Source organism: Janibacter sp. CoH_79_TC_3 (assembly GCF_058197955.1).
In genome coordinates this window covers 381,831-404,861 of the sequence record NZ_JBXWIV010000001.1, presented here as the reverse complement: position 1 = coordinate 404,861, position 23,031 = coordinate 381,831, and the positions used below count along the sequence as shown (strand labels likewise).

Sequence of the window (23,031 nt, the reverse complement as noted above, 5' to 3'; positions counted from 1 at the left end):
CACAATCATGGGCACTTTTTTGGACTTAATATATTTTTTTAACGTAGATTTAGCTTTAAGGGCGAACGCCGCGGCGTCCCCACCACGATAAAGCAGTAACTAAAACGGCTCCTAACAGCATCAAACCTAACGTAGTTAGCCAATGAGCACCAGTAGGATACTGCCACGGCATGACATTGTTGATGGCATCGCTACTTAATGTACCTAGCGCATCAGTTTTCCATGGCCATACTTTCACAAGCGAACCGGCGATAAATCCTGTTAGCAAGGCAAGAGTTGCTTGATAGTAGCGTGATAGCAGCCATTTGAGCATACGGGTAAACAGCAATAATCCTGTTGCCATACCAGCAATAACGGTAAGAATAATGCTAAAGTTTAGGGTATGGACGGCTTCGAGTACCGAATCATAAGCGCCCATTAGTAATAGGATAAATGACCCTGAGATACCGGGTAATATCATCGCACAAATGGCAATTGCGCCAGCAAGGAATAAATAGGGTAAGCTCGGTGCGGTAGTCAATAACGGCAAGCTACTAATCACAACGGCGCTACCAGCTCCCAGCAAAAATAATGCCACCCGTCCTATATTCCAGCGCGTAATCTCAGTTAATAAGATAAAGACAGTGGCCACCACTAAACCAAAAAAGAATGACCAAATCAGTAAAGGTTCATTGTCCAATAAATGCTTAATAAGTCCAGCTAAAGTAGCAAAACTGGTGGCGATACCGAGTAATAAGCACACTAAAAAAGTAGCATCAACCTGTCGCCAGACCGCAATTAAGCCTTTAAGCCCGCCTTCTTGACGAAATATCTGCCAAAGATTGGGACCTACGCTACTTAAGGCATTAATCAAGCGCTCGTAAATCCCCGCAATCAAGGCAATGGTGCCGCCAGAAACACCGGGCACGATGTCCGCCGCACCCATGGCAATACCTTTGACATAAACACCCAATAGCTGTTTTGGATTGTCGTGATAAATAGGTGTGCTTTCTTTAATTAAATGCTCATTATCTAGATGATGGGAAGATGACGGCGCATCTGGCCGCGGTGATTGTGATGCCGTCATGGACATTCCTTTCTTATTTAACAAGTTAAAAGTAAGATGAATAGGGTAAAAGAGATATAAAGATAAAAAGCTTCAATCACAAAAGCTAGGCTAAAGACAAATCCTTAACCTAGCTAATTTTTTAGTATATTCAAGCGTTATTTAGTGCGGGCAAAGGCTGGATAGCCAAGGGCATAAAGTACGCCTTCAAGCCCTGTGACATTAACTGCGGCGTCTGCACGCGCTTGGACGATGGGCTTGGCATTAAACGCCACACCCAAATCTGCCAGTGCCATCATCGGTAAATCATTGGCGCCATCACCGACGCAGACCACTTGCGACATATCAATACCTAAGCGCTCAGCGGTATGCTCAGCAATCGCCGCTTTTTTCGCGCCATTAATAATCGGCAGTTGCACATGACCGGTGACTTCGCCTTCGTCGATATCTAGCGCATTGGCATGTACTTCATCGATGCCCAATTGCTCAGCGATATAACGGGCAAAATAGGTAAATCCGCCTGACACCAAGACGGTATGATAACCTAAGGCTTTAAGCGCGCTGATAGTTGTGCGCGCACCTATCGACAAGGTTAAACGGCTACAGATATCATCAAGTACGCTGGTTGAAATACCTTTTAATAATGCCACGCGCTGAGCAAATGATTCGTCAAAATCCATCTCACCGCGCATCGCCGCTTCGGTAATGGCTTCGACTTGCTCACCGATACCAGCGGTTTTTGCCAACTCAACGATGACTTCTTGCTCAATTAAGGTAGAGTCCATATCAAAACAGGCCAGCTTATGAGTACGAAGCATATGACCGAGCGATAAGATATGACAGTCGACAACGTCTAAGTGCTCGCCACTTATTGCGCTTTGCGAGTTTTTATAGTCTTCGGCTAAGTCATGACGTAGACGCGTGGTCAATTGGTCATCAATAATGTGCGCTGCTGCTGTCTTCTTGGCAGGGTGCATCAAAGTATCGGTGACTGGCACCAGCAAATAGCGGAACACTTGCACATCAACAAATGAGCGCTTGGCAAATGGCTGCGTGGTGTCTATATCAGCAATCTCAACATCGACAAAATTGGCATCGGCATCTTCTGCTACGGTGACCAAATGCCAGTTAGGCTGTTCATCCACCCATGACTGCACATATTGATGGATATCGAGCGAGGATACATGCGTAGGCAATACCACAATCAACGCAAAAACAGGCAAGGATTGCAGCGCATCAAAATCTTGTAGATTAGTACCCTCAGGCAATAATGACGCTACAGAATCGACCGCTTGTTGCCAGGCTTTGCTGTCTTTTGGTAACGAGTAAGATGTATTTTTTTGCATCGCTCAATTGTCCCTTGTATGCTGATATAAGATTGGGAATAATAACAGCTTTACTCGGCAGCGCCTATAGATGAGGTACAAAGTCTCACAGTCAGATAACAATGCTTATCATGCCTAAAAAGCGCCATCGAATAAAAGAAAATTCTTACAATAAATTTGTGCTATTCCCTAACGCCATAACCCTTACTATGATGATATAGTAGAGAAAATAAGCAGGGGTTTGTTGATGGGCGCGTGCGCCAAACATACTTGCACAACAAATCTGCTGTACGATGGCAAGGTCTCGTAAATGGCATTTGATTAAATATTATTTAGCGAGTGGCTGCGGTAGTAAATTGAGACAAAGTAAATGTAAAAAAGATAGCTGCGTACTCTTCCAGAAAACGAGCCATAGCCTCGTTTTTACTTCCATTTATCCAAAAAAGTTTAACATATCATGACGTATTTAGCGCCGCGGCAAGGGTTGTTTGCCATTATTCTTCTGGTTAGTTTTTGTTTGCAGACCCTGTTATTGGTCATCAGTACCGATCAGCAGCTGACCAATAGCCGTGCCCAAAAGGGTGAGCAAATGGTCGCCCAGCTTATTGATGAAGCGCGCTTGTCTTTAGAAAATAAAGACCGCGTCAGCCTTAGCGTCATTGCCAACCGCTATACCAGCGAGCAGGACGTGACCCGCATACTGATTAAAGACAATAATGGCGATATCTTAGTGCCAGTCGGTAATGCGCCGATGCAGCAAGGCGATACCATTACTGAAATCGCCACCAAAGGCGATGCGGTCATTGGTAGCGTGGCCTTGACGCTAAAAGATATTAGCAAGGGTGAGATTATCGCTATGCAATGGCCGTTTGTCATTGGCTCAATGCTGCTGCATTTATTGCTATGGCTGATTTATGGTTATATTGCGCGCCCAACCAGAGAGCAAATCAATGCGCTCAGCCGTGATATTCAAGACTTGCATCGTGAGCAGTACAGACCAATCGATCAACGTGAATTTGAGCGTGGTTATGAAAGAGATTTTGCGCGTGGCGGTGAAACTGAAACTGAATCTACATCAACAGATTTTGATAGCGCCACTAGTGGAACCATGAGCGATGCAAATAACAAAAATCCAAATGCGCGTAAATTAGACCTACCGCGTAAACTAGATATTCATAGTGCGGTAAATCAGTACGTTAGAGAACAGCAAGGTCAAAATTCTGAGCTTGATGCTACTAATGATACCACTGATAATGATATGAGTAATGCTGGCACAGACAGCATACAAGATGAAGTGGCCGCTGCTAATGCTAACGTCAATAATGACAGCCATAAAGCTAATAGTGCAGCGCGCTTGTCCGCCACTCGTCCATTCGATAGTGTCAGCGTCCAGATTGTCTTTCACGATGAATTCAATATGCTCGAGCGTCTAGCACCATCGCAGCGCCTGCCTTATTTGGCATTATGTACCCAACTCTTAAACCAAGCAGTGACTGAATTACTTAAGCAGCCATTGCTACTTGGGGTCAGCGCCCTAAATGAGCCACACTTTGATGAAACCGGTGCTTATGTCATGCTAAAAGCAGATAATAGCCACGCCAAAGTCGCATTGGCAGGCGTAATGCTTGGCAAACTGTATTTGATGCTGAATAAAATCATTCACGACAAGCATATTGAGCTATCACGTTTTGCTTTACCAGCAAAAGCGGGCGTCAGTGACAATGCCCAAGTCGAGGCGATGAGTCATCTGTTAGATAGCGTCGGTAAAAAAGAGCAAATGCTTATTTTGTTACCCAATGCTGGTCTTAAACAAATCAGTCATCATGTACAGGTACAAAACATCATGCGTCCAACGACCGTTTATGAGCGTGAATGCGCGATATTTGATGGCGGTAATGACGCCATGATACAGCGCCTAGCAGATGTACGTAATGCGGTATTGATGATTGAAGAGCCAGAAAAGACAGAGTAGATTAAAGCGTTAGACGCAGATGAACCCCTACAATTGCCTGTGCGATAAACACCAGCCTACGTTTTGATTTTGTGTGTAATGAGCTCATAGTGATAAAAAAGATTGACAACACTAGGTAGAGACTTTATAAGGCATATATATATTCACGTATTTTTAATACCCTTGCCGAAAAATGATAGGAGTTTGTCATGAGTGACGCTGATCTTGATGACGATTTTGATGACGATTTTGTTGATGACGATGATGCAAAGATGGTCGAAGAGGCTGAAACCAGTGTACGTACACGCTTAAGCAGCCTTGAAAAACGTCGCCTAATCGACAACTTACTAGAAGAGAAACGTCTGGCCAAAGAGTTAAAAGACGATCTTGACGATATCGATAATTTCGATGAAGATGGTGATGATTGGGAAGATGACGATATTTAAATCGTCATTACTATTATGGGTTTCAGCTTAATAACTAACAATAATAGCTGGTATCACGGGTTTTTAACCGAAAGTTGTTAACTGCTGAAGCGTATTACCGATTATTAATAGTAGTCATTATTAAATCATGATGTTTACTGCGTTATGCTAAGCTGGTTGTGAAGCGTTTTTAATGATTTCTATCATGCTATTAGAGTGTTAGAAATCAGATTGTCAAAAATAACGCGCCAATCATCGCTCTTAAACAGTCGGCTCTTTTAAACAATTAGCGCTTTTAAATATATAGTTCTACCGTTTTTATGTTTAGCTTTCCTGCCTTTTGTATTGCGTCACTTATTTATTGCACTTGATATAACCTATCCTCCAAGGACTACCACACTATGAATAACCCACTCAGTTTCGATGAATTATTAGACTATTTGGACAATGAAGAAAGCGCATTTGTGCTCGATAGTGTCGCCACCCATGGTTTTTTGACCGCGACTGTTATTGGTCGTCCGTTGCCAAATTGGATAGAGGCGTTGTTTGAAGGTCATGTCAGCGAAATTCCTGCAAATGTGCTCGACGGTATTCAGCGCTGGCGCGAATCAATCATGGCGGAACTCAAAAACGAAACGCCGATTGAGCTACCATTTGGTGAAGATGCTGGTAACGAAGAAGTGGCGGTCGATTTTTCAGACGATTCAGATATCGTTGCTTGGTCGATTGGTTTTGTCGATGCGATGTATGGCGATGAAGCCAGTGATTGGTTTGAAGATGAAGAGACTGCAGAAGATGTAGCCGTTTTAACCTTACCGATGATTGTGCTAAGTGGCATCGATGATGAAGATCCAGAGCTTGCGCAAATGCGTGCCGACGAAGATAAAATGGTGCAAATGGCTAATAGTATTGAAGGCAATTTAACTGAGTTGTTTTTATTGTTCCATACTAAAGACTAAGGCGGTTTATCTATAAAATTGACAGGCAAATAGATAGATAATGAAGTAGAGGGCGTTTTTTGGTACATTATGCCGATAAACGCTTTCTATCACTAAATGCTTTCTATAATCAAATACTTTCTATCAATAAATGCTGTTTGTTAATTAATATTGTCTATAAGCATTTTTCATTACTATTTACTGATAGCCTAAACCTTCAGTGAATCCCTTCAAGTCACCGATAAGGCTGTACTATGACTGTGCAACTCTCCAATCTTGAGCACCTGCCAAACTATCAGATTACCGAGCGTTTAGACGTTGTATACGGTAGCACTGTGCGCTCAAAGCATGTTGGTAAAGACTTATTTGCTGGCCTGAAAAACATTGTCGGTGGTGAGCTGACCGCTTATACCGAGCTGTTAGATGAATCACGCCAAGAAGCAATCGATCGCATGGTTATTAAGGCAGAAGCCTTGGGCGCAGATGCAGTCGTGGGCTTACGGTTTTCAACCTCTAGCATTGCGCAAGGTGCCGCTGAGCTGTTTGTTTATGGCACAGCGGTGAAAGCCGTACCGATGCCGCAGCAGTCCATGTCTTCACCCCAATCGCAGCAACCACCAAACAATCACTCAGGTCATGGTGATTTCAATAATCATAATTACGATCAGAGTTACAATAATAATCAAGGTCACAGTCAAGCAGCGCCTCAAGCACCAAAGGCTGATGATGATTTACCACGTTTCAACCCTTTTGGTTAATGAACCATAAAAAGCGCGGCAACGCTTTTTGCTGCTACGAGACGTCCGATGAATAACTCCCTCACCCAAATGCTGATGAACTACGCGCCGCTCATCGTACTGTTTGTCCTCGGGTGGTTTTTTGGCTCACGGCATGAGCGTCAGCACTTGGTACGCTTAAAAATTTCAGAAAAAGAGCTCAGCCATATTATCGTATCGACGGAGCGCTTTTATGTGCCGAAGCTTGCCGCCAACACTGAGGGTGAGCTAGTCATGGGCAGCGTGGTGATTGCACAAGATTATTTTAAAATGGTCATTGCTCGCGTTTTAAGTATCTTTGGTAAAAATCTCACCACTTATGAAACCTTGCTCGATCGCGCTCGCCGTGAAGCAGTGGTGCGTATGCGCAGCCAAGCGCAAGCGAAAGGCTATAATCATATCTACGGTTTACGTTTTGAGGTCAGTAATATCAATCAATTGGGCAGCATGGTTGAAGCCATTGCCTATGGTACCGCCGTACTTAGTACTGAAAATCCTACTAAAGCTTCAATCAGAGTCACTACCAATAGTTTTAAAAAATAAATATTTATACCGTAATAGCTATTTAATGATCTTTACTTAACGCTTAAGTTATTCAGCATCTGAATTATCACGACCCAAATTATCTAAAAGATCGTGGCTAACATTCTCATTTAATCTCGCTAAACTCCCCTTTATTCTTACAAAATCCCCATATTTCGACTTTGACTGATGAGTCGTTGAATAAAGCAAATGTATATAATTTTTACACTATATACTCGCTTTATTGATTATTACTTGTCACTTGTTAATTATTGTCGACAATTAGCAGTAGCATTATGTGAAATATGCTATAACAAATTGTTGAAAACGGCCCTTATTTAAAATTAGCCTTGTTTAAAACGAGCGATGAACGTCATTTATAAGTGTTATTAACGATAAATAGCCATTAATAAGTATGAAAAGCATTAGCAAGGATTGCTAATCAAACCGCATTTAATCATTATAAACTGACCTAGCGATAGGTCTTATCTACAGGGATGTAGTTATGGAAAGTTTGGCGCTAGTCACTTTAGTAAACTCAGTTGTTATTCCTATTTGCTTATTCTTAATCATGATGGGCATGGGTCTGACCCTTGTCACCAATGATTTTAAACGAGTGTTGAAGTACCCCAAAGCCGTTGGTATAGGCTTGACCAATCAATTGATACTGTTGCCAATCATTGGCTTTGCCTTAGCCAATATCATGCCATTACGCCCAGAGTATGCTGTCGGAGTTATGCTGCTGGTATTGTGTCCGGGCGGCACCACCTCAAACTTGTTTACCTATTTAGCCAAAGGTGATGTGGCACTTTCGGTGACGATGACCGCGATTGCCAGCGTTATTACCGTATTTACCATTCCTATCGTGCTGAGCTTTTCATTGATTTACTTTATGGGCAGTGGTAGTGAGTTTGAATTGCCAGTATTAAAAACCGTGCTTACCTTGGTATTGCTGACGATTGTGCCTATTAGTATCGGGATGTTGATTAAACGCTATGCACCAAAAGTCGCCGATCGCTCACAACTATATGTGTCTCGATTTGGAGTGATTTTTTTAACGTTTTTAGTACTGTTTTTGGGCTATGTGCAACGAGATATTATCGTCGACGCCTTTATCGCTACCGGTCCCATATCGGTATTATTGAACCTTTCAACCATGGCGCTCGGTTATTACAGTAGTAAATGGTTTGGTCTTAACTTAGCACAAAGAACTTCGGTCACCCTAGAAGTCGGTCTACAAAACAGTACCTTGTCGATATTTATGGCATTAACGCTATTATCTAACTATGACATGTCGATGATGCCAGCCATTTATACCTTGGTGATGTTCTTAAGCGCAGGGATTTTGGTGCGTATATTTAGCGCTCGGCACAATAAATTGAGAAAGTCTGAGATAGAAAGTAGTGTGTTGGCAGCACGTATGCTGTAGGCAGGAATGATTGAATATAGACGTATCCACATTATATTGAACAGACTATCGTTATTGCTTAATCATGAAACCCCATAACAGGTTTGAACCTTGTTATGGGTAATAGGCAACTTATCTATTTATAGTATTAACCAATACCAATCAAGGTCGGCGGGTTTTTTTGCTTGTCTCTAACTTGTCTTTAGCGGTTTGTTCTTTCACTTTTTCGATTTGAAATAAGAAAGTACGGTTTTTAAGTACCGCCACAAACACCACGCCGCCGACGGTATTGCCCAGCAATATCACCGTCAAAAATAGCAAGTAGCGCCCCAAACTGACGGTATTGCCATAGATTAAGGCTGAGAATATCTCGATATTGCCCACGATACTATGATGCAATCCTAAAAAGCCAATACTGCCAGTAATAAGCGTCACCAAGACGATGCGGCTAAGGGTATCGCGCGCTGAAGTCACGAGCCACGCGGTGACGCCCATCATCCAGCCTGCCAAGATGGCACTGCCAAATATCACCCACCATCTAAACCCTAAAATATGCTCGGCATAAGTATCAATGTCGCTGACACTAAACAGCTGCATATTTAAGCCTAAACCTATCATCAAAGCAGCAAATAAACAGCCGCCAACGACGTTACCTGCGATGACGATGCCCCAAAGGCGTAGCAGCTTGTGCAAGGGTTCAATTTTATTGAGCACAGGTAGGCTTAACAGCGAGGTTTGTTCGGTAAATAAAAGCGACTGACCGATGACCACGATGATAAAGCCAATCGGGTAAAGTAGGGAGGCGAGTACGATAGCGTAATGGCTCGGTAATACGCCATTCAATAGTGCAAAAGCCGATAAAATCATAAAGAAGCTGATGCCAATCTCAAGTCCAGCGGTAAAAGCGCTGGTAAATAACGAGCCAAGCGAGCGCTCAAAAGTTTCTCTGGCATCCATCACCTGCTCAACCAAGATACTGGCATAGCTTTTTGCTTGACTTAAATTGTCATCGTTGGCGACTTTTTTGATGGTTTCTTTGTCTGCCTCGCTAATATCCTCAGAGAAATCTTCGTCCTTTAAGCTTTCTGTCACCTCAGTGTCGTCTGTCATATCAGCATCGTTAACGTCTTTATCTCCAGCACTAGATTGTTGATGAGCACTATCATCAGTCGAGTGCTTATCGTCTATTTTATCAGCTTCAGAGTGGCTGCTATTGTTATAGGTGTGCTCGGTATCTTGGGACACGGTCATCTCGCTGTTTATGAGATAGTGATTTTAGGATAAAGACGCCATTTATATACTATGCGATAACTAGGTCGATATATGAAGGCTATATAAGTCATCACACCACCCATATTTTATAACACGACTAGGATTCCTTTTGTTGGAAGTTCAGTCGATTGGGGTTATTTATTGATGTTTAAGGTTATTAATGGGGCAATGCCGCCCTGTAAGGCTGATAAATGTCCTTAGCATCTAACAAAATATGGCTATCTGCGTTAAAATCACTCTATTAATTATTTTCCTTATTCTCAACGTATTTGTTTGACCACATTCATTTTTAATAAAAGACCATTCTATTATGAGCAATCCTAATATCAATACCAATACTACGACAAACACTAAAACCAACCTAACCGAATCTATTCAAGCGGCCTTGAGCCAATTAGAGAACGCCTACAACCCTGCCGAGGTCGAAGCGGGCATGTATCAAGGCTGGGAAGACAGCGGTTATTTTAAGCCAAGCTTTGATAAAGATGAGTCGTTTTCTATCGCGCTGCCACCACCGAACGTCACTGGTTCGCTGCATATGGGTCATGGTTTCAATAATGCGATTATGGATGCCCTAACGCGTTATCACCGCATGGACGGCGACAATACGTTGTGGCAACCGGGTACCGATCATGCGGGTATCGCTACCCAAATGGTGGTTGAGCGTCGTCTAGAAGCTGAAGGTATCAAGCGCCGTGATATGACGCGCGAAGATTTTATCGATAAAGTGTGGGAATGGAAAGAAGAGTCGGGCGACAATATCACCCGTCAGATTCGCCGTTTGGGCAGCTCGGTCGATTGGTCGCGTGAGCGCTTTACCATGGATGATGGCTTGTCTAATGCAGTCAAAGAAGTGTTTGTGCGTCTGTTCGACGACGGTCTTATTTATCGTGGCAAGCGTTTGGTCAATTGGGATCCTAAATTCCAAACCGCGCTATCAGATTTAGAAGTTGAAAACATTGATGAAAAAGGCAGCTTGTGGCATTTCCGCTATCATTTCACCGATAAAGACTTAACCACTCAAGACGGCAAAAACTACTTAGTTGTAGCGACCACGCGCCCTGAAACTTTACTGGGTGATACCGCCGTTGCGGTCAATCCAAAAGACGAGCGTTACGCGCATTTGATTGGCAAAACCATTACCTTACCGATTACTGGTCGCATTGTGCCTATCGTTGCCGATGATTATGTTGATATCGATTTTGGTACCGGCTGTGTAAAAATTACCCCAGCGCATGATTTTAACGATTATGAACTCGGTCGTCGTCATAACTTGCCATTGATTAATATCCTTGATGAGCGCGCTAACATTTTGCCAGCAATGGAGGTTTACGCTGACTTGCAGGTCCGTGAGCCAACGTTAGAAACCACACCAAGTGAATACGCTGGACTTGAACGTTTTGCGGCGCGTAAATTCCTTGTTGAGCAAGCAGGTGAGCAAGGTTGGCTAGAAGATATCGAAGACTACGCGCTAAAAGCGCCACGTGCTGAGCGTGGCGGTACGATCGTTGAGCCGTGGTTGACCGATCAATGGTACGTGGCGGTGAGTAAGCTTGCTGGCCCTGCGATTGACGCGGTAGAAGACGGCAGCATCGAGTTCGTCCCTGCGCAGTACAAAAACATGTATATGGCGTGGATGAATAATCTACAAGACTGGTGTATCAGCCGCCAGCTCTGGTGGGGACATCGTATCCCAGCGTGGTATGACGATGCGACTGGTGAGATTTATGTCGCGCGTGATGAGGCGGAAGTACGCACTAAATATAATATAAACGCTGATGTAAAATTACGCCAAGATGATGACGTGCTTGATACGTGGTTTAGCTCGGGACTTTGGACGTTTAGTACGCTTGATTGGGCAGACGTCAATGCTGATCCGCGCGTGCTTAAAACCTTTCACCCAACCAGCGTGTTGGTCACAGGTTTTGACATTATCTTCTTTTGGGTTGCACGCATGATCATGATGACCATGCACTTCGTCAAAAACGAAGATGGCACGCCGCAAGTACCGTTTAAGACCGTTTATGTTCATGGTCTGGTACGTGATGGTAATGGTCAGAAGATGTCCAAATCGAAAGGTAATGTCTTAGACCCAATCGATCTCATCGATGGCATTGATTTGGAAGCGCTGGTTGAAAAACGCACCAGCAACATGATGAATCCAAAAGACGCGGCCAAAATCGAAAAGCAAACGCGTAAAGAGTTCCCAGAAGGTATCCCAGCCTTTGGCACCGATGCGCTGCGCTTTACCTTTACCTCCCTTGCCAGTACTGGTCGCGATATCAACTTTGATCTAAAACGTGTCGAAGGTTATCGTAACTTCTGTAATAAAATCTGGAATGCCAGCCGCTTTGTATTGATGAATTGTGTGGATAAAGAAGGTAATGCGCAAGCGATTGACCAAGCAGCCAACATGGATGTTTGGGAATTACCAGAAAAGTGGATTATGAGTCGTCTAAACTCAACGGTTGCTAATATCCATCAGCATTTTACTCAATATCGCCTCGATATGGTCAGCCATGATATTTATGAATTTATCTGGAATGAATACTGCGATTGGTATGTTGAGCTTGCCAAAGCCAGCCTCAATGATGACTCGGTATCAAGCGAGCGTAAAGCGCAAATCCGTTATGTACTGCTGCACGTGTTAGAGACGGCGCTACGCTTTAGCCATCCCATCATGCCGTATCTGACTGAGCAAATTTGGCAGACGGTTGCGCCACTACTCAATCGTAAAAATACTGACAGCATTGTGGTGGCTGACTATCCACAAACCGATACTGCCCAAATAAGTGAACAAACTGAAGCCGATATGGCATGGCTACAAGAGCTAATCGCTAGCGTGCGTAATATTCGTGGTGAGATGAAACTCGGTAATGCGGTACGCTTGCCAGTACTCCTACAAAATATCTCTGCTGATGAAGATGTGCGTCTATCACGTATCAAAAACCAGTTTAAAGCACTTGCCAAAGTCGAGAGCCTAGAGATCGTCAAAGAAGGCGATGAAGTGCCACTATCGTCATCAAGTATGGTCGGTCAGCTACGTGTACTTGTACCGATGAAAGGTCTGATTGATCCAACGGCTGAGCTGGCTCGTCTGGGTAAGTCATATGATAAGCTGAAAGGTCAAGCGGAAGGTATCTCGCGCAAGCTTGGTAATGAAGGCTTCGTCAGTAAAGCACCTGCGGAAGTAGTCGATGCTGAGAAAGCGAAACTGGCTGAGCTAGAAGGGCAGTTGACGGCGATGACGGCGCAGATGGAAGAGTTAAAGGCGCTGTAACTCACACTTAGATATCTGTACTAGCAAAGAGCGCTGTCACAATTGTGACAGCGCTCTTTTATCTCTGAACTCTTGCTGAATTTTTCTGATTTTATGATATAACTGATGGCTAGTGAAATAAACAGAAGAGCTAATGATGAAAAGTGATGACATCATACAATCCATAAAAAATGACACATTCGCTGATAAAGAAATTATTCCTAGCGAAGTAAAAGACTATGAGATAATGAATATCCCTGATATGAGTGTTCTTAGAGGAATAGCTAAATATCGTGATAAGTTTGAAGTTTTAAGACAGACTGAAACATGGTCAAACAATGGTGTACGACAATTAGTTTTAGGGTAAATGGACAAGTTCATCACCTTTTTAAAATATATAGATAACGGTGCTTGTCGATGTATCAAGTATCAGTATATTAAGCCAGATCCTGAGAAAGAGGAAAGTTTAGGATTGGTTAATATATTAGTAAAAGTGCAACATGAGCGTCCCTTTGAAGCAAGCTATGAGTGTAAATGCACTATCTGCCGCACTGTATTCATATGTCATTCAGGCGAAGAAAGGTTCGGGATAGGATATTCTTGGCGCAGAAAAACCAGTTAAAATAGTCAAAGGAAAGACACCATGCACACCACTAAATTGTTCACTCTAATCCTCTTAATAGCAAGTCTAACGACTTGCGTCTCTTTACCCACCAATGAAGACACCTTGACTGACGCCGATCTTATTCGAGCCGCTGAGCAAAAAGAATCCGCACCAATCGAAGGCGCGCAGCAGTGGGTCATTGGCTATCATCATGGTATAGCAGTGGTCAAATCCTTCCAGTGTTCAGACCTCTGTCCGCAGAATACCTTGCGGGTGATTTATTATGACGTACCGACTGATGCCACTTGTGAGAGTATCGGCGGCGTGACCAAGTCCATATTAGTGCCAATCGCCATTACCGTGATGCCAAAAGAATACTGCTTTCCAAAGGCAATCGCTGATTATTGGGAAAGCTATCCTGCCAAATTATGGTGAATAACGATCTGCATTTACCTAACTGCTAAATAAACTACGCTTCAGTAGCAAAACCGTGCAAAATCAGTCTTGAATTGGATTATCGACTTCTTTATCTTTGATAGCTTATATAGGTAGTCCATACTTAACGACCGAATGTCTAACACTGACTGATAAAAATCCCATGACTCAACCGAAGAAAGCTTTTTACTATCGACCAAAGACCAATCAACATAATAGCGCCGCAATGCGTTGGATGTTTGTGATACTGGGTTGGGTGTTTTTTGTATTGGGTATTATAGGTATTTTATTACCAGTGATGCCGACTGCACCTTTTATATTACTGGCAGCAGGTTGCTGGGCGCGTAGCTCACGCCGCTTTCACTTTTGGCTGATTAATCATAAATATTTTGGTAAATATGTCCGTGATTGGGAAGATCGCCGCGCCGTACCGCTATATGCGAAGTGGTTGGCAACAATAATGATGACCATATCGACAACGATGTTATTTTTTAATATTCCTGCCGATATGGTATGGGTTGCATGGCTGGTAGCCGTTGTCTGTACTAGCGTAGCGATGTTTTTATTTCGTTTGCCCAATGCTTAAAATTTCTATGCTGAATGCCGGAAAACAGTGAAAATAAGGCTAAAAAACAGTCAATAGTTGCACTTAGTTACACGAAAGATGAGATAAGGCTTGCGATACTGAACTATCCTGCCTATAATACCCCCAAGCTTAAGAGCAGTTCTGCACCAAATCATTACCTCGTAGTATTAGTTATAATCCTTCGTTTTAATATTTATCGTTCAGTAGCTATTTGCAAGCGTTACCGGTCACTAGACCATTAATAAATTAAAAAGTAGGATTATATTATGTCAGATACTCAAAAAGGTACAGTTAAGTGGTTCAACGAAGCTAAAGGCTTTGGTTTTATCGCTCCAGAAACTGGCGCAGACGTTTTCGCTCATTACAGCGAAATCACTGGTTCAGGCTTTAAAACTTTAGCTGAAGGCCAAGAAGTTGAGTTCACTGTAACTCAAGGTCAAAAAGGTCCACAAGCTCATAACATCGTTGCTATCTAATCTGTCTTTATAGACAACTAGAGCAAGATGAATAAAAAACGAACCTTCGGGTTCGTTTTTTATTCGTCTGTTGTTTATATTTATCGCCTATGACTTATGATAAATGCTTTGACAATAAGACATTAAGCAAAGTCTTAGAACAAAAATGCCGACGATTATCATCATAATCGTCGGCGTTTTCGGTTTTGGTGTTTGTTCAGTAACTGTTTTAGAGTGCAGTAATTAAAGTGAAGCAATGCCGATATTAATCAGTCCTCCGCCAACGATAAGCCAAGCAAACATTATCGCCCCTAAGATAAGTGGTTTAACGCCCGCTTGTTTAATGGCGCTTAGATGCGTGGTTAAGCCCAGCGCAAACATTGCCATGGTAAGCAACACATCATCAAGGATGACCATACTACGCTCAAAGCTTGCCGTCATCGGCACCCAAGTATGCAGTAACACCACTAATATAAAGATAAAGGCAAACCATGGCACTTTGACTTGTTGTACACGCTTCATCAATGACGGTTTTTCACCATTTTTGCTACTACCTGTGGTCAAAGCAAACGATAAAATCAGTAAAAAAGGCGCGAGCATCATCACCCGTATCATTTTAGTGACGACTGCCGTATTGCCAACCTCAGTGCTAACAGCATTACCTGCGACCACCACTTGCGCCACTTCATGAATGGTTGAACCCGTATAAATGCCGTATTGCTGGGCGTTTAACCAAGGTTGCAGCCAGCCAAGCTGATATAAAAACGGATAGAGCAGCATGGCAATCGTGCCAAAGACTACCACAGTGGCGATGGCAATGGTGACTTTATGGGCTTCCGCTTTGACCACTGGCTCTGCAGCAATCACCGCCGCCGCACCGCAGATACTGGCACCAGAACCAATCAATAACGTCGTTTGCTTATCGACTTTGAGCCATCTAGTGCCTAGCCAATAGGTGAGTAAAAACGTCGAGGTTAATACCAATGCATCCGTCATAACGGCTGGCATACCGACACTAGCGACTTGGGTTAAAGTCAGCTTAAAGCCATAAAAAATAATAGCAAGGCGTAATATTTGACCTTTAGCAAAGTTAACGCCAGCATCAAGTTGCTCGGAAAAATTTGGGTACAGTGTATTGCCCAATACCATGCCAAATAAGATTGCTAGCGTCAACGACGACAGACCGACAATACGCCCGTCCGACCACGTATCTAAGCTCATATTCAGCCACAAACAAAACAAACTGCCAATCAGCACGACAATCAGCCCCAAAATATGGCGGTTATGCGGAAAGTAATTATGCATGTTTTGTGCTAAAGCGTTCATGTCGTACGCATCCTATTATTTATTAACTATAATCGAAATAAGCATAAGCTTATGAATAGACAGTATAAGTCATGTCGATTTATAATAAAAACAGATTAATAAGATATAAACTATCGATTTTTTGGGTTAAGAAACGATTTTAAAGTTTAGGTTTTTGAAAGTTTATAAGTAGCATAGGATGTCAGAGTAATTATGAAAAAAACCATACAGATGCTGCCAAAGATTACCCTTAAACAGCTATCAGTGTTTATCAGTATTTATCAAACGGGCAGTACCAGCCGTGCAAGTGAGGCGCTACATTTGTCGCAGTCAGCGGTCAGTAGCGCGCTGACAGAATTAGAAGCAAGGTTGCAGATGCCGCTATTTGAGCGCGTCGGGCGCAGGCTTAATCAGCATCCAAACGCCCATCCTATTTATATACAGGCGCAGGCTATCTTGGGGCAGGCTTTAACTCTAGAGCATTATCATAAGCATCAAGCAGGGCAAATTCATATTGGTGCCAGTACCACTATCGGCAATTATGTGCTGCCGCCGCTGCTTGCCAAGCTATATGTCGCGCTACCGGATGCTCATATCGATATGTATATTGCCAATACCCAAGAGGTGGTCGGCGAGGTTGAGCAATTGAATATTGATATTGCTTTAGTAGAAGGTATGCCGCGCCCGACAGATATGAAGGTGATTGAGCAGCGCGCTTGGCGCACCGATACCTTGATGGTATTTGCTAAGCGTAATAGTAAATGGCTGACAGAAATGGCCTATAACGATAAAGAAAAATGTTATGAGTTGAGCGCGGAACAACTGGCAAGGCTACCATTATTGGTACGAGAAGCGGGTTCAGGTACACGGCAAATTATCGATGAGCAATTATTGCAATATCTGCCGCATGCCGAGATTGTGATGGCGATTCAGCAATCAGAAGCCATCAAACATATGGTGAGCGCCGATATCGGACTTGGCTGTTTATCACAGCATGTCATTGAAGCGGAGCTTACAGTAGGAAAATTGGTGCAAGTTAAGGTCGCGGGTATAGATTTGTCGCGTACGTGGTGGCTAGTCTGGCATAAATCCCGCCATCAAAGCCCCATTTGGCAAAGTTTTATTGATATTTTGATAGAAGATTGATTTTTTAGTAAATATAGAGGCGCGGGCGAAGATATTTATTATTTTAATTGATAATAAAAAAGCGCACTGTCAGACAATGCGCTTTTTTTAATGAGTTTTTTTAATAGTTGCAAATAACTTGGGAACGACGTTAAGTCTATTTTTAGAGTTATTTATTAACTGGTTTATCCAGTCTCACGACTAAGCTATCGCAAGGCACATTGGGCAAGATATTATCTGCTGTCGCGCCACTAAGCCAAGCAGCAATACCATGACGTTCGTGACGACCAATGACCAGCAAATCAACCTCATGCTTGTGGCAATAATTGACGATACCTTCGCTGTTAGAGATGGCGGTGGTCACTTCAGAATTTACCGCATGTAAGTCGTTACGATCCAAAAACTGAGCCAATTTAGCGCGTGCTTCTTGGCAGCGTTCGTCATCAATTTCATCATATAAGCTTGAGGCAGGCACCAGCTCATAGCCGAAGCCGACCATAGTATCTTTGACGATATGCAATACCGATAGTTTGGCGTTAGGACGATTCTCGACGATACGTTTGGCCTTTTGGGCGACCACATCAGCGTCGGACATCAAGTCGGTGACCAATAAAATATGTTCGTAACTCATGAGCTGCTCCTTGTAACAGATGATTTTTACTATAGCACTACTACTGGCTGCTGTTAAGTAGGCTTTGTTAATTCCATACTATCTTTATGTGTTATTACTTTTATCCCTGTTCTGTCTTGACTTATCGAGCTCTTAGCCCCATCTAGTTTCGTTAGGCAAACTCTTTTTAGCTGCTAAATGCCATTCTATTTAAAGATTACCCAGACATTTTTTATAACGCTGCTATTGTTATGCAAACGAATTTCATAAATATAATCTCACCACTTTTGATTGCTTATCCTGACATACGTTACTAGTTATTGGCTAAATGAGCGATTGACTGGAAAACTCTCAGGATAGTCTATAGGAAAAATTATGACCGACACGTTATCTACTACTGATCTAACTTTGCACTCTGCCTTTGAGCTGATTGAGCATCGCCATATTGAGGCGCTATCGATGGATGTGCTGATCAGTCAGCATGTTAAGACGGGGGCAATGCATTATCACTTAGCGCACCCAAGTGACGAAAATGCTTTTTTGGTGGGCTTTCGCACTCAGCCAATGGATTCAAAAGGTGAAGCGCATATTTTAGAGCATGTGGCTTTGTGTGGCTCTGAGAAGTTCCCCGTCCGTGACCCGTTTTTCTCAATGATTAAACGTTCGCTCAATACTTTTATGAATGCGATGACCGCTGCCGATTGGACCGCATATCCGTATGCTACGCAAAATAAAAATGATTATTTTAACTTGTTGGCAGTTTATCTTGATGCATCATTTTTCCCCAATATTCATCCGCTTGATTTTGCCCAAGAAGGCATTCGCGTCGAGTTAGACGAAAATGATAAGCCGCAGTTTAAAGGTATCGTTTTTAATGAGATGAAAGGCGCGATGAGTGGCGAGATTGACCAGTTGTATCATACGGTCGCCCATCATTTGTTCCCAACGACTACCTATCATTATAATTCGGGCGGCGATCCTGCTGATATTCCTGACTTGACCCATCATGAGCTAGTAGAATTTCATCAAAGCCATTATCACCCATCAAACAGCGTGATTATGAGCTTTGGTAATATTCCCGTCGCTGAAACTCAAGCTAAAATCCATGAAGATGCCTTAATTCAATTTGAAGCAGGCAAAAAACATGTCTCACGTCCAGAAAAGCGTCTGTCTGCACCGATTAGCGCTGTTGACACTTATACTGCTGATGAAGCGGGTCCTGATCAAACCCATCATGTGGTTGCATGGTTATTGCCGTCAATTACCGATCCAAAGCAGCGTTTAGCCTTGCGTTTATTAGAAGGCGTATTAGTTGAGCATGCTGGTTCGCCGCTGCGTGCGTATTTGGACAGCCATCCACTCGGCAAAGCACCAAGCCCGTTATTAGGACTTGATGACAGTCATTATGAAATGGTGTTTTATACTGGATTACGTGGCTCTAATCCTGAGCATGCCGAAGCGGTAGAGCAGGGCATTATTGATTTGCTTAAAGAGGTTGCTAGCAAACCGATTGATGATGAAACTATTGAAACCATCCTGCATCAGATTGAGATAGATCAGCGTCATATCGGCGGGGATAGCATGCCGTATGGTCTAAATCTAATGCTAGAAGGCTTTAGTACCGCGATTCATGATGGCAACCCTATCGATGTTTGGGAAGTTGATGAGCACTTACAATGGCTACGTGAGCAAGTAAAAGATGCGCAGTGGTTACCAAATTTAATCAAGCAGCATTTGCTAGACAATCAGCACCGTGTGCGCGTCACAATGACGCCTGATAGTGAAAAAACAGCCCGTTTGGCAGCAGCTGAGCAGACTCGTCTTGATACCATCGAGATGGATTTGACCGCTGATGATAAAGCTATCTTAAAACAACAAGCGTTAGATTTGGCAGCGCGCCAAGCCGCGCCTGATGACTTAAGTTTGTTGCCAAAAGTCGGTCTGGAAGATGTACCAACCGATATTAGCTTTAAAGAAGGCACGCAAAAGCAGATTAATTTAAGCGGCAAAGACAGCACCTTATTTGAATATGAAGCGGGCACCAATGGCTTGTATTATTATCAAATTATTGTGCCGTTGACCGATGCGATTGGCAATCAGGATACCAGCGAGCTACCCGTTAATGAAGTGATTAATCATCCATTGCTACCGATTTACTTAAGCTTATTATCTGAGCTCGGTACCGATTCGCTAAGCGCTCATGAAATGCAAGCCAAGCAAGCGGCGCATTCATCCGGTGTAACAGCGCGTGTCAGTCAACGTACCAATATCGATGACAGTCAAGCGATTAGCAGCTACTTTGTGGTGGCAACGCGAGCGCTAAATCGTAAGCCTGAAGCAATTGATTTGCTAAAAGAAGTCATGGAGCATAGCGTCTTTAGTGAGCATGACCGTATCAAAGAAATCTTGCAGCAGCGTCAAGCCAGTTGGCAGTCAAATCTTGCCGGTTCAGGTCATTCCTATGCCATGCAAACGGCCAGTCGTGGTATGAGTCGCCAAGCGCAGCTAGAATATGTGCGCAGCGGTCTGCCAGCATTGAACGCGCTAAAAGACTTCTTAAGCCATGCCAGTACTGACGATGCGCAATGGGATAAATTAGCAACCAGTTTGATGGATTTACATCAACGTTTAATCAGCTTGCCTAAGCATGCCGTTATTATCTGTGAAGCAGAGCAAACCGAACGCTTGAGTAATTTGATTGTTGATAGCTGGAAAGACAGTCAAGCGCCAAAGATTGCTGAAAAAATAACAAACTCTGATGCGGGTATTGAGGACAATATCCCAAGCGAGTTTACCGAGTTGCAACTTGATGCGGCATTAAATGGTGAAAATACGGCTGCAATAGAAGAAGTAGCCGTTGAAAACTTGGCGTGGTTGGTTCCAACCAACGTTTATCATAATGCCAGTGCTTATACCGTACCAGCGGCTGATCATCCTGATACAGCAGCCTTAATGGTATTAGCGCCTTATCTACGCAATGGTTATCTGCACAGTGCCATTCGTGAGCGTGGCGGTGCTTATGGTGGCGGCGCGGGCTATGATGCCAACGCTTGCGCCTTTAAGTTCTTTAGCTACCGTGATCCACAGTGCGCGGAGACCTTTGTGCACTTCGATGCCAGTATCGAATGGCTATTGAATGAGCCGCAAACGGATGAGCAATTAGAAGAAGCTATCTTAGGCATTATCTCAGGCATGGATAAGCCGGGTTCTCCAGCAGGGGAGGCGATTAAAGCGTGCTTTGCTGATTTGCATCATCGCGGCGTCGACTGGCAGCGTAAAATGCGTGCGGCAATATTGGCCGTGACAGTTGCTGATTTACAGCGCGTTGCCAAGCAATATCTGCAAGGGCAAAAGCATGTCCGTGCCGTACTTGCGCCTTATGATAAGGAAGCTGCGGTACAAGAGCTTGGCTTTAAAGTATGTAAAATTAAAAGCTAGTAGCGTTTAATTGCTATACAAAAAACCGCTGCTTTCAATATTTATATTGAAAGCGGCGGTTTTTATTGTGGGTAGTATTTTTAAAAGCTGGATTAATAGCGCTTGATTGCTTGATCTTTGCCAATCAACTCTTGATGGATGGGGAAGTCTTCATGGTTATCATATTGCTTACGGTCGGCAAAGTAGCTTTTTAACGTGCGGCGTACGGCTTCAAAGGCAAGCTTATCCCACGGAATATCTTCTTCGGTGAATAAAGCGCAATCAAGACTTTCAGAGCCAATACCATAAGCGCCATCTTTTAGCTCGGTGATATAAATGCTATAGATTTGACCGATATCAGGAATATCGTATAAGCAATATAAGTGCGGGTTGGTAACGACTGCCTCCGCCTCTTCAAAGCTTTCTCGCGCGGCACCTTCTGCCATGGTTTCGCCATTTTCCATAAAGCCTGCGGGCAGCGTCCATAAGCCATATTGTGGCTCAATCGCACGGCGACATAGCAGTACTCTGTTTTTATGCACGACCAGCGAGCCACAAATCACTTTTGGATTTTCATAGTGAATATAATTGCAGTTTGGGCATACCAAACGCGGGATATTATCGGTGGTTGGTATTTTGCGTTCTGCTTCATGACCGCATTGTAGACAATAGCGCATATCAACTGCCTTATATAATAAAAAAGAGGAATAAGAAAAGGTTGTCATTATTTGAAGAATTATAATTCTTGTTTTATAAAATAATATGACTTTAGCCTATCAAGTTTTATTTGAAAATAGCCATTAAGCCTAAGATAACACAAATTCTCATCGCACTGGCAGTGATAATAAAAAGCACACATTTTTGCTAAGCTAATTGTAGCTAGCCTTACGTTTATGAAAGAAGGTATTTTTATGCGTCGCTGTCGGGGCAGCGATTACCGCGCCAGTCCAGTCACAGAAAGTATATGCAGTCGTGTTCAGATTGCGCTAGGCTAGACTGATGTTAAATAATAAATGATGGCTTTACTTTTATACCTTAAAGGATAGCTTTACCAATAACGTGGATAATGGCGACCGCGACCGATATTGTTATAAATGAGAGCAACCACCACCAAGGCGAGCGCACCGACCAGAGTAGGGGTAATTAAAAAATGCCATTTGACGCCGCCGAGCATCACGATTAATGGATTAGAGCCGGCAGGTGGATGCGGTACGCGCAGCAATAGCATCAGAGCAATCGCCGTACCGACCGCCAGTGATAAGCTCCACCATTCGATACCAAACAAGGTCAAAAATGATAGACCAGTAAAAGTGGTGATAAGATGACCGCCGACGATGTTTCTAGGCTGCGCAAAGGGGCTCTCTGGATAAGCAAAAATAAGCAAACAGCTGGCACCAAACGAGCCCAAAATCATGGCGACATTTTGCCAACTGCCTAGTAGCGCCAGTATAGCGGTTGCAAACGTACCGCCAACCCAAGCAAGGGCGATGATGACTAATGGCAATCTTTGCGGGCAATCATCAATCTTGCCCTGCATCTTATTTAATGAAAAAATCTTATCCACGACTATTTC

At 43.3% G+C, this 23,031-nt stretch carries 20 protein-coding genes; 13 read left to right on the top strand and 7 right to left on the bottom strand.

Annotation, left to right across the window (positions count from 1 at the left end):
• Positions 1-55 precede the first annotated feature (55 nt).
• Together AC2FA3_RS01805 and serB are read right to left on the bottom strand one after the other, a co-directional pair.
• Positions 56-1,066 (bottom strand): DUF368 domain-containing protein, encoded by a 1,011-nt coding sequence (locus tag AC2FA3_RS01805; RefSeq protein WP_490508044.1) that lies wholly within the window; start codon positions 1,064-1,066, stop codon positions 56-58.
• Between the two features lie 137 nt (positions 1,067-1,203).
• Entirely contained in the window at positions 1,204-2,391 is a 1,188-nt protein-coding gene (serB, locus tag AC2FA3_RS01800) for a phosphoserine phosphatase SerB (RefSeq protein WP_490508043.1), read from the bottom strand.
• Positions 2,392-2,827: 436 nt separating this feature from the next.
• On the opposite strand from serB, the gene AC2FA3_RS01795 reads away from it, so the two are divergent.
• The 6 genes from AC2FA3_RS01795 to AC2FA3_RS01770 all read left to right on the top strand — a co-directional run bounded on the left by AC2FA3_RS01795 (position 2,828) and on the right by AC2FA3_RS01770 (position 8,411).
• Positions 2,828-4,342, top strand: coding sequence for a hypothetical protein (locus AC2FA3_RS01795; protein ID WP_490508042.1), 1,515 nt, complete (start codon positions 2,828-2,830; stop codon positions 4,340-4,342).
• Between the two features lie 188 nt (positions 4,343-4,530).
• On the top strand, positions 4,531-4,767 hold the full coding sequence (locus AC2FA3_RS01790; RefSeq protein ID WP_201544387.1) for a PA3496 family putative envelope integrity protein: 237 nt from the start codon (positions 4,531-4,533) through the stop codon (positions 4,765-4,767).
• Positions 4,768-5,147: 380 nt separating this feature from the next.
• Positions 5,148-5,705: a UPF0149 family protein gene (locus AC2FA3_RS01785; RefSeq protein WP_490508041.1), complete on the top strand. Its 558-nt coding sequence runs from the start codon at positions 5,148-5,150 to the stop codon at positions 5,703-5,705.
• 233 nt (positions 5,706-5,938) lie between these two features.
• On the top strand, positions 5,939-6,442 hold the full coding sequence (locus AC2FA3_RS01780) for a YbjQ family protein (protein WP_490508040.1): 504 nt from the start codon (positions 5,939-5,941) through the stop codon (positions 6,440-6,442).
• A 48-nt stretch (positions 6,443-6,490) separates the two neighbouring features.
• Entirely contained in the window at positions 6,491-7,003 is a 513-nt protein-coding gene (locus tag AC2FA3_RS01775) for a YbjQ family protein (protein ID WP_490508039.1), read from the top strand.
• Between the two features lie 484 nt (positions 7,004-7,487).
• A complete protein-coding gene (locus AC2FA3_RS01770; RefSeq protein WP_490508038.1) occupies positions 7,488-8,411 on the top strand; it encodes a bile acid:sodium symporter family protein in 924 nt (307 codons plus the stop codon).
• Between the two features lie 141 nt (positions 8,412-8,552).
• Here AC2FA3_RS01770 and AC2FA3_RS01765 read toward each other — a convergent pair whose 3' ends face one another.
• Positions 8,553-9,635, bottom strand: a complete 1,083-nt coding sequence (locus tag AC2FA3_RS01765) for a formate/nitrite transporter family protein (protein ID WP_490508037.1) — start codon at positions 9,633-9,635, stop codon at positions 8,553-8,555.
• Positions 9,636-9,972: 337 nt separating this feature from the next.
• Between AC2FA3_RS01765 and AC2FA3_RS01760 the strand changes: the two genes are divergently transcribed.
• The 5 genes from AC2FA3_RS01760 (at position 9,973) to AC2FA3_RS01740 (ending at position 15,022) form a co-directional block, all read left to right on the top strand.
• Positions 9,973-12,942: a valine--tRNA ligase gene (locus AC2FA3_RS01760; RefSeq protein ID WP_490508036.1), complete on the top strand. Its 2,970-nt coding sequence runs from the start codon at positions 9,973-9,975 to the stop codon at positions 12,940-12,942.
• A 136-nt stretch (positions 12,943-13,078) separates the two neighbouring features.
• Positions 13,079-13,288 (top strand): hypothetical protein, encoded by a 210-nt coding sequence (locus AC2FA3_RS01755; protein ID WP_490508035.1) that lies wholly within the window; start codon positions 13,079-13,081, stop codon positions 13,286-13,288.
• A 276-nt stretch (positions 13,289-13,564) separates the two neighbouring features.
• Positions 13,565-13,960, top strand: coding sequence for a hypothetical protein (locus tag AC2FA3_RS01750; protein WP_490508034.1), 396 nt, complete (start codon positions 13,565-13,567; stop codon positions 13,958-13,960).
• 163 nt (positions 13,961-14,123) lie between these two features.
• On the top strand, positions 14,124-14,546 hold the full coding sequence (locus tag AC2FA3_RS01745) for a YbaN family protein (protein WP_490508033.1): 423 nt from the start codon (positions 14,124-14,126) through the stop codon (positions 14,544-14,546).
• A 266-nt stretch (positions 14,547-14,812) separates the two neighbouring features.
• Positions 14,813-15,022, top strand: coding sequence for a cold-shock protein (locus AC2FA3_RS01740; protein WP_010201661.1), 210 nt, complete (start codon positions 14,813-14,815; stop codon positions 15,020-15,022).
• 222 nt (positions 15,023-15,244) lie between these two features.
• On the opposite strand, the gene AC2FA3_RS01735 is transcribed toward AC2FA3_RS01740, so the two are convergent.
• The gene (locus AC2FA3_RS01735; protein WP_490508032.1) at positions 15,245-16,327 is read right to left on the bottom strand and encodes a YeiH family protein; all 1,083 of its coding nucleotides are present in this window, start codon (positions 16,325-16,327) and stop codon (positions 15,245-15,247) included.
• Between the two features lie 192 nt (positions 16,328-16,519).
• Here AC2FA3_RS01735 and AC2FA3_RS01730 point away from each other — a divergent pair, with 192 nt between their 5' ends.
• Positions 16,520-17,452, top strand: a complete 933-nt coding sequence (locus AC2FA3_RS01730) for a LysR substrate-binding domain-containing protein (RefSeq protein WP_490508031.1) — start codon at positions 16,520-16,522, stop codon at positions 17,450-17,452.
• A gap of 148 nt (positions 17,453-17,600) precedes the next feature.
• On the opposite strand, the gene AC2FA3_RS01725 is transcribed toward AC2FA3_RS01730, so the two are convergent.
• Positions 17,601-18,062: a universal stress protein gene (locus AC2FA3_RS01725; RefSeq protein ID WP_201544406.1), complete on the bottom strand. Its 462-nt coding sequence runs from the start codon at positions 18,060-18,062 to the stop codon at positions 17,601-17,603.
• Between the two features lie 354 nt (positions 18,063-18,416).
• Here AC2FA3_RS01725 and AC2FA3_RS01720 point away from each other — a divergent pair, with 354 nt between their 5' ends.
• Entirely contained in the window at positions 18,417-21,479 is a 3,063-nt protein-coding gene (locus tag AC2FA3_RS01720) for an insulinase family protein (RefSeq protein WP_490508030.1), read from the top strand.
• 92 nt (positions 21,480-21,571) lie between these two features.
• On the opposite strand, the gene AC2FA3_RS01715 is transcribed toward AC2FA3_RS01720, so the two are convergent.
• Both AC2FA3_RS01715 and AC2FA3_RS01710 read right to left on the bottom strand, forming a co-directional pair.
• Entirely contained in the window at positions 21,572-22,135 is a 564-nt protein-coding gene (locus AC2FA3_RS01715; RefSeq protein WP_201609283.1) for an NUDIX hydrolase, read from the bottom strand.
• 371 nt (positions 22,136-22,506) lie between these two features.
• Positions 22,507-23,022 (bottom strand): HPP family protein, encoded by a 516-nt coding sequence (locus AC2FA3_RS01710; protein ID WP_227679343.1) that lies wholly within the window; start codon positions 23,020-23,022, stop codon positions 22,507-22,509.
• Between the last annotated feature and the right edge of the window lie 9 nt (positions 23,023-23,031).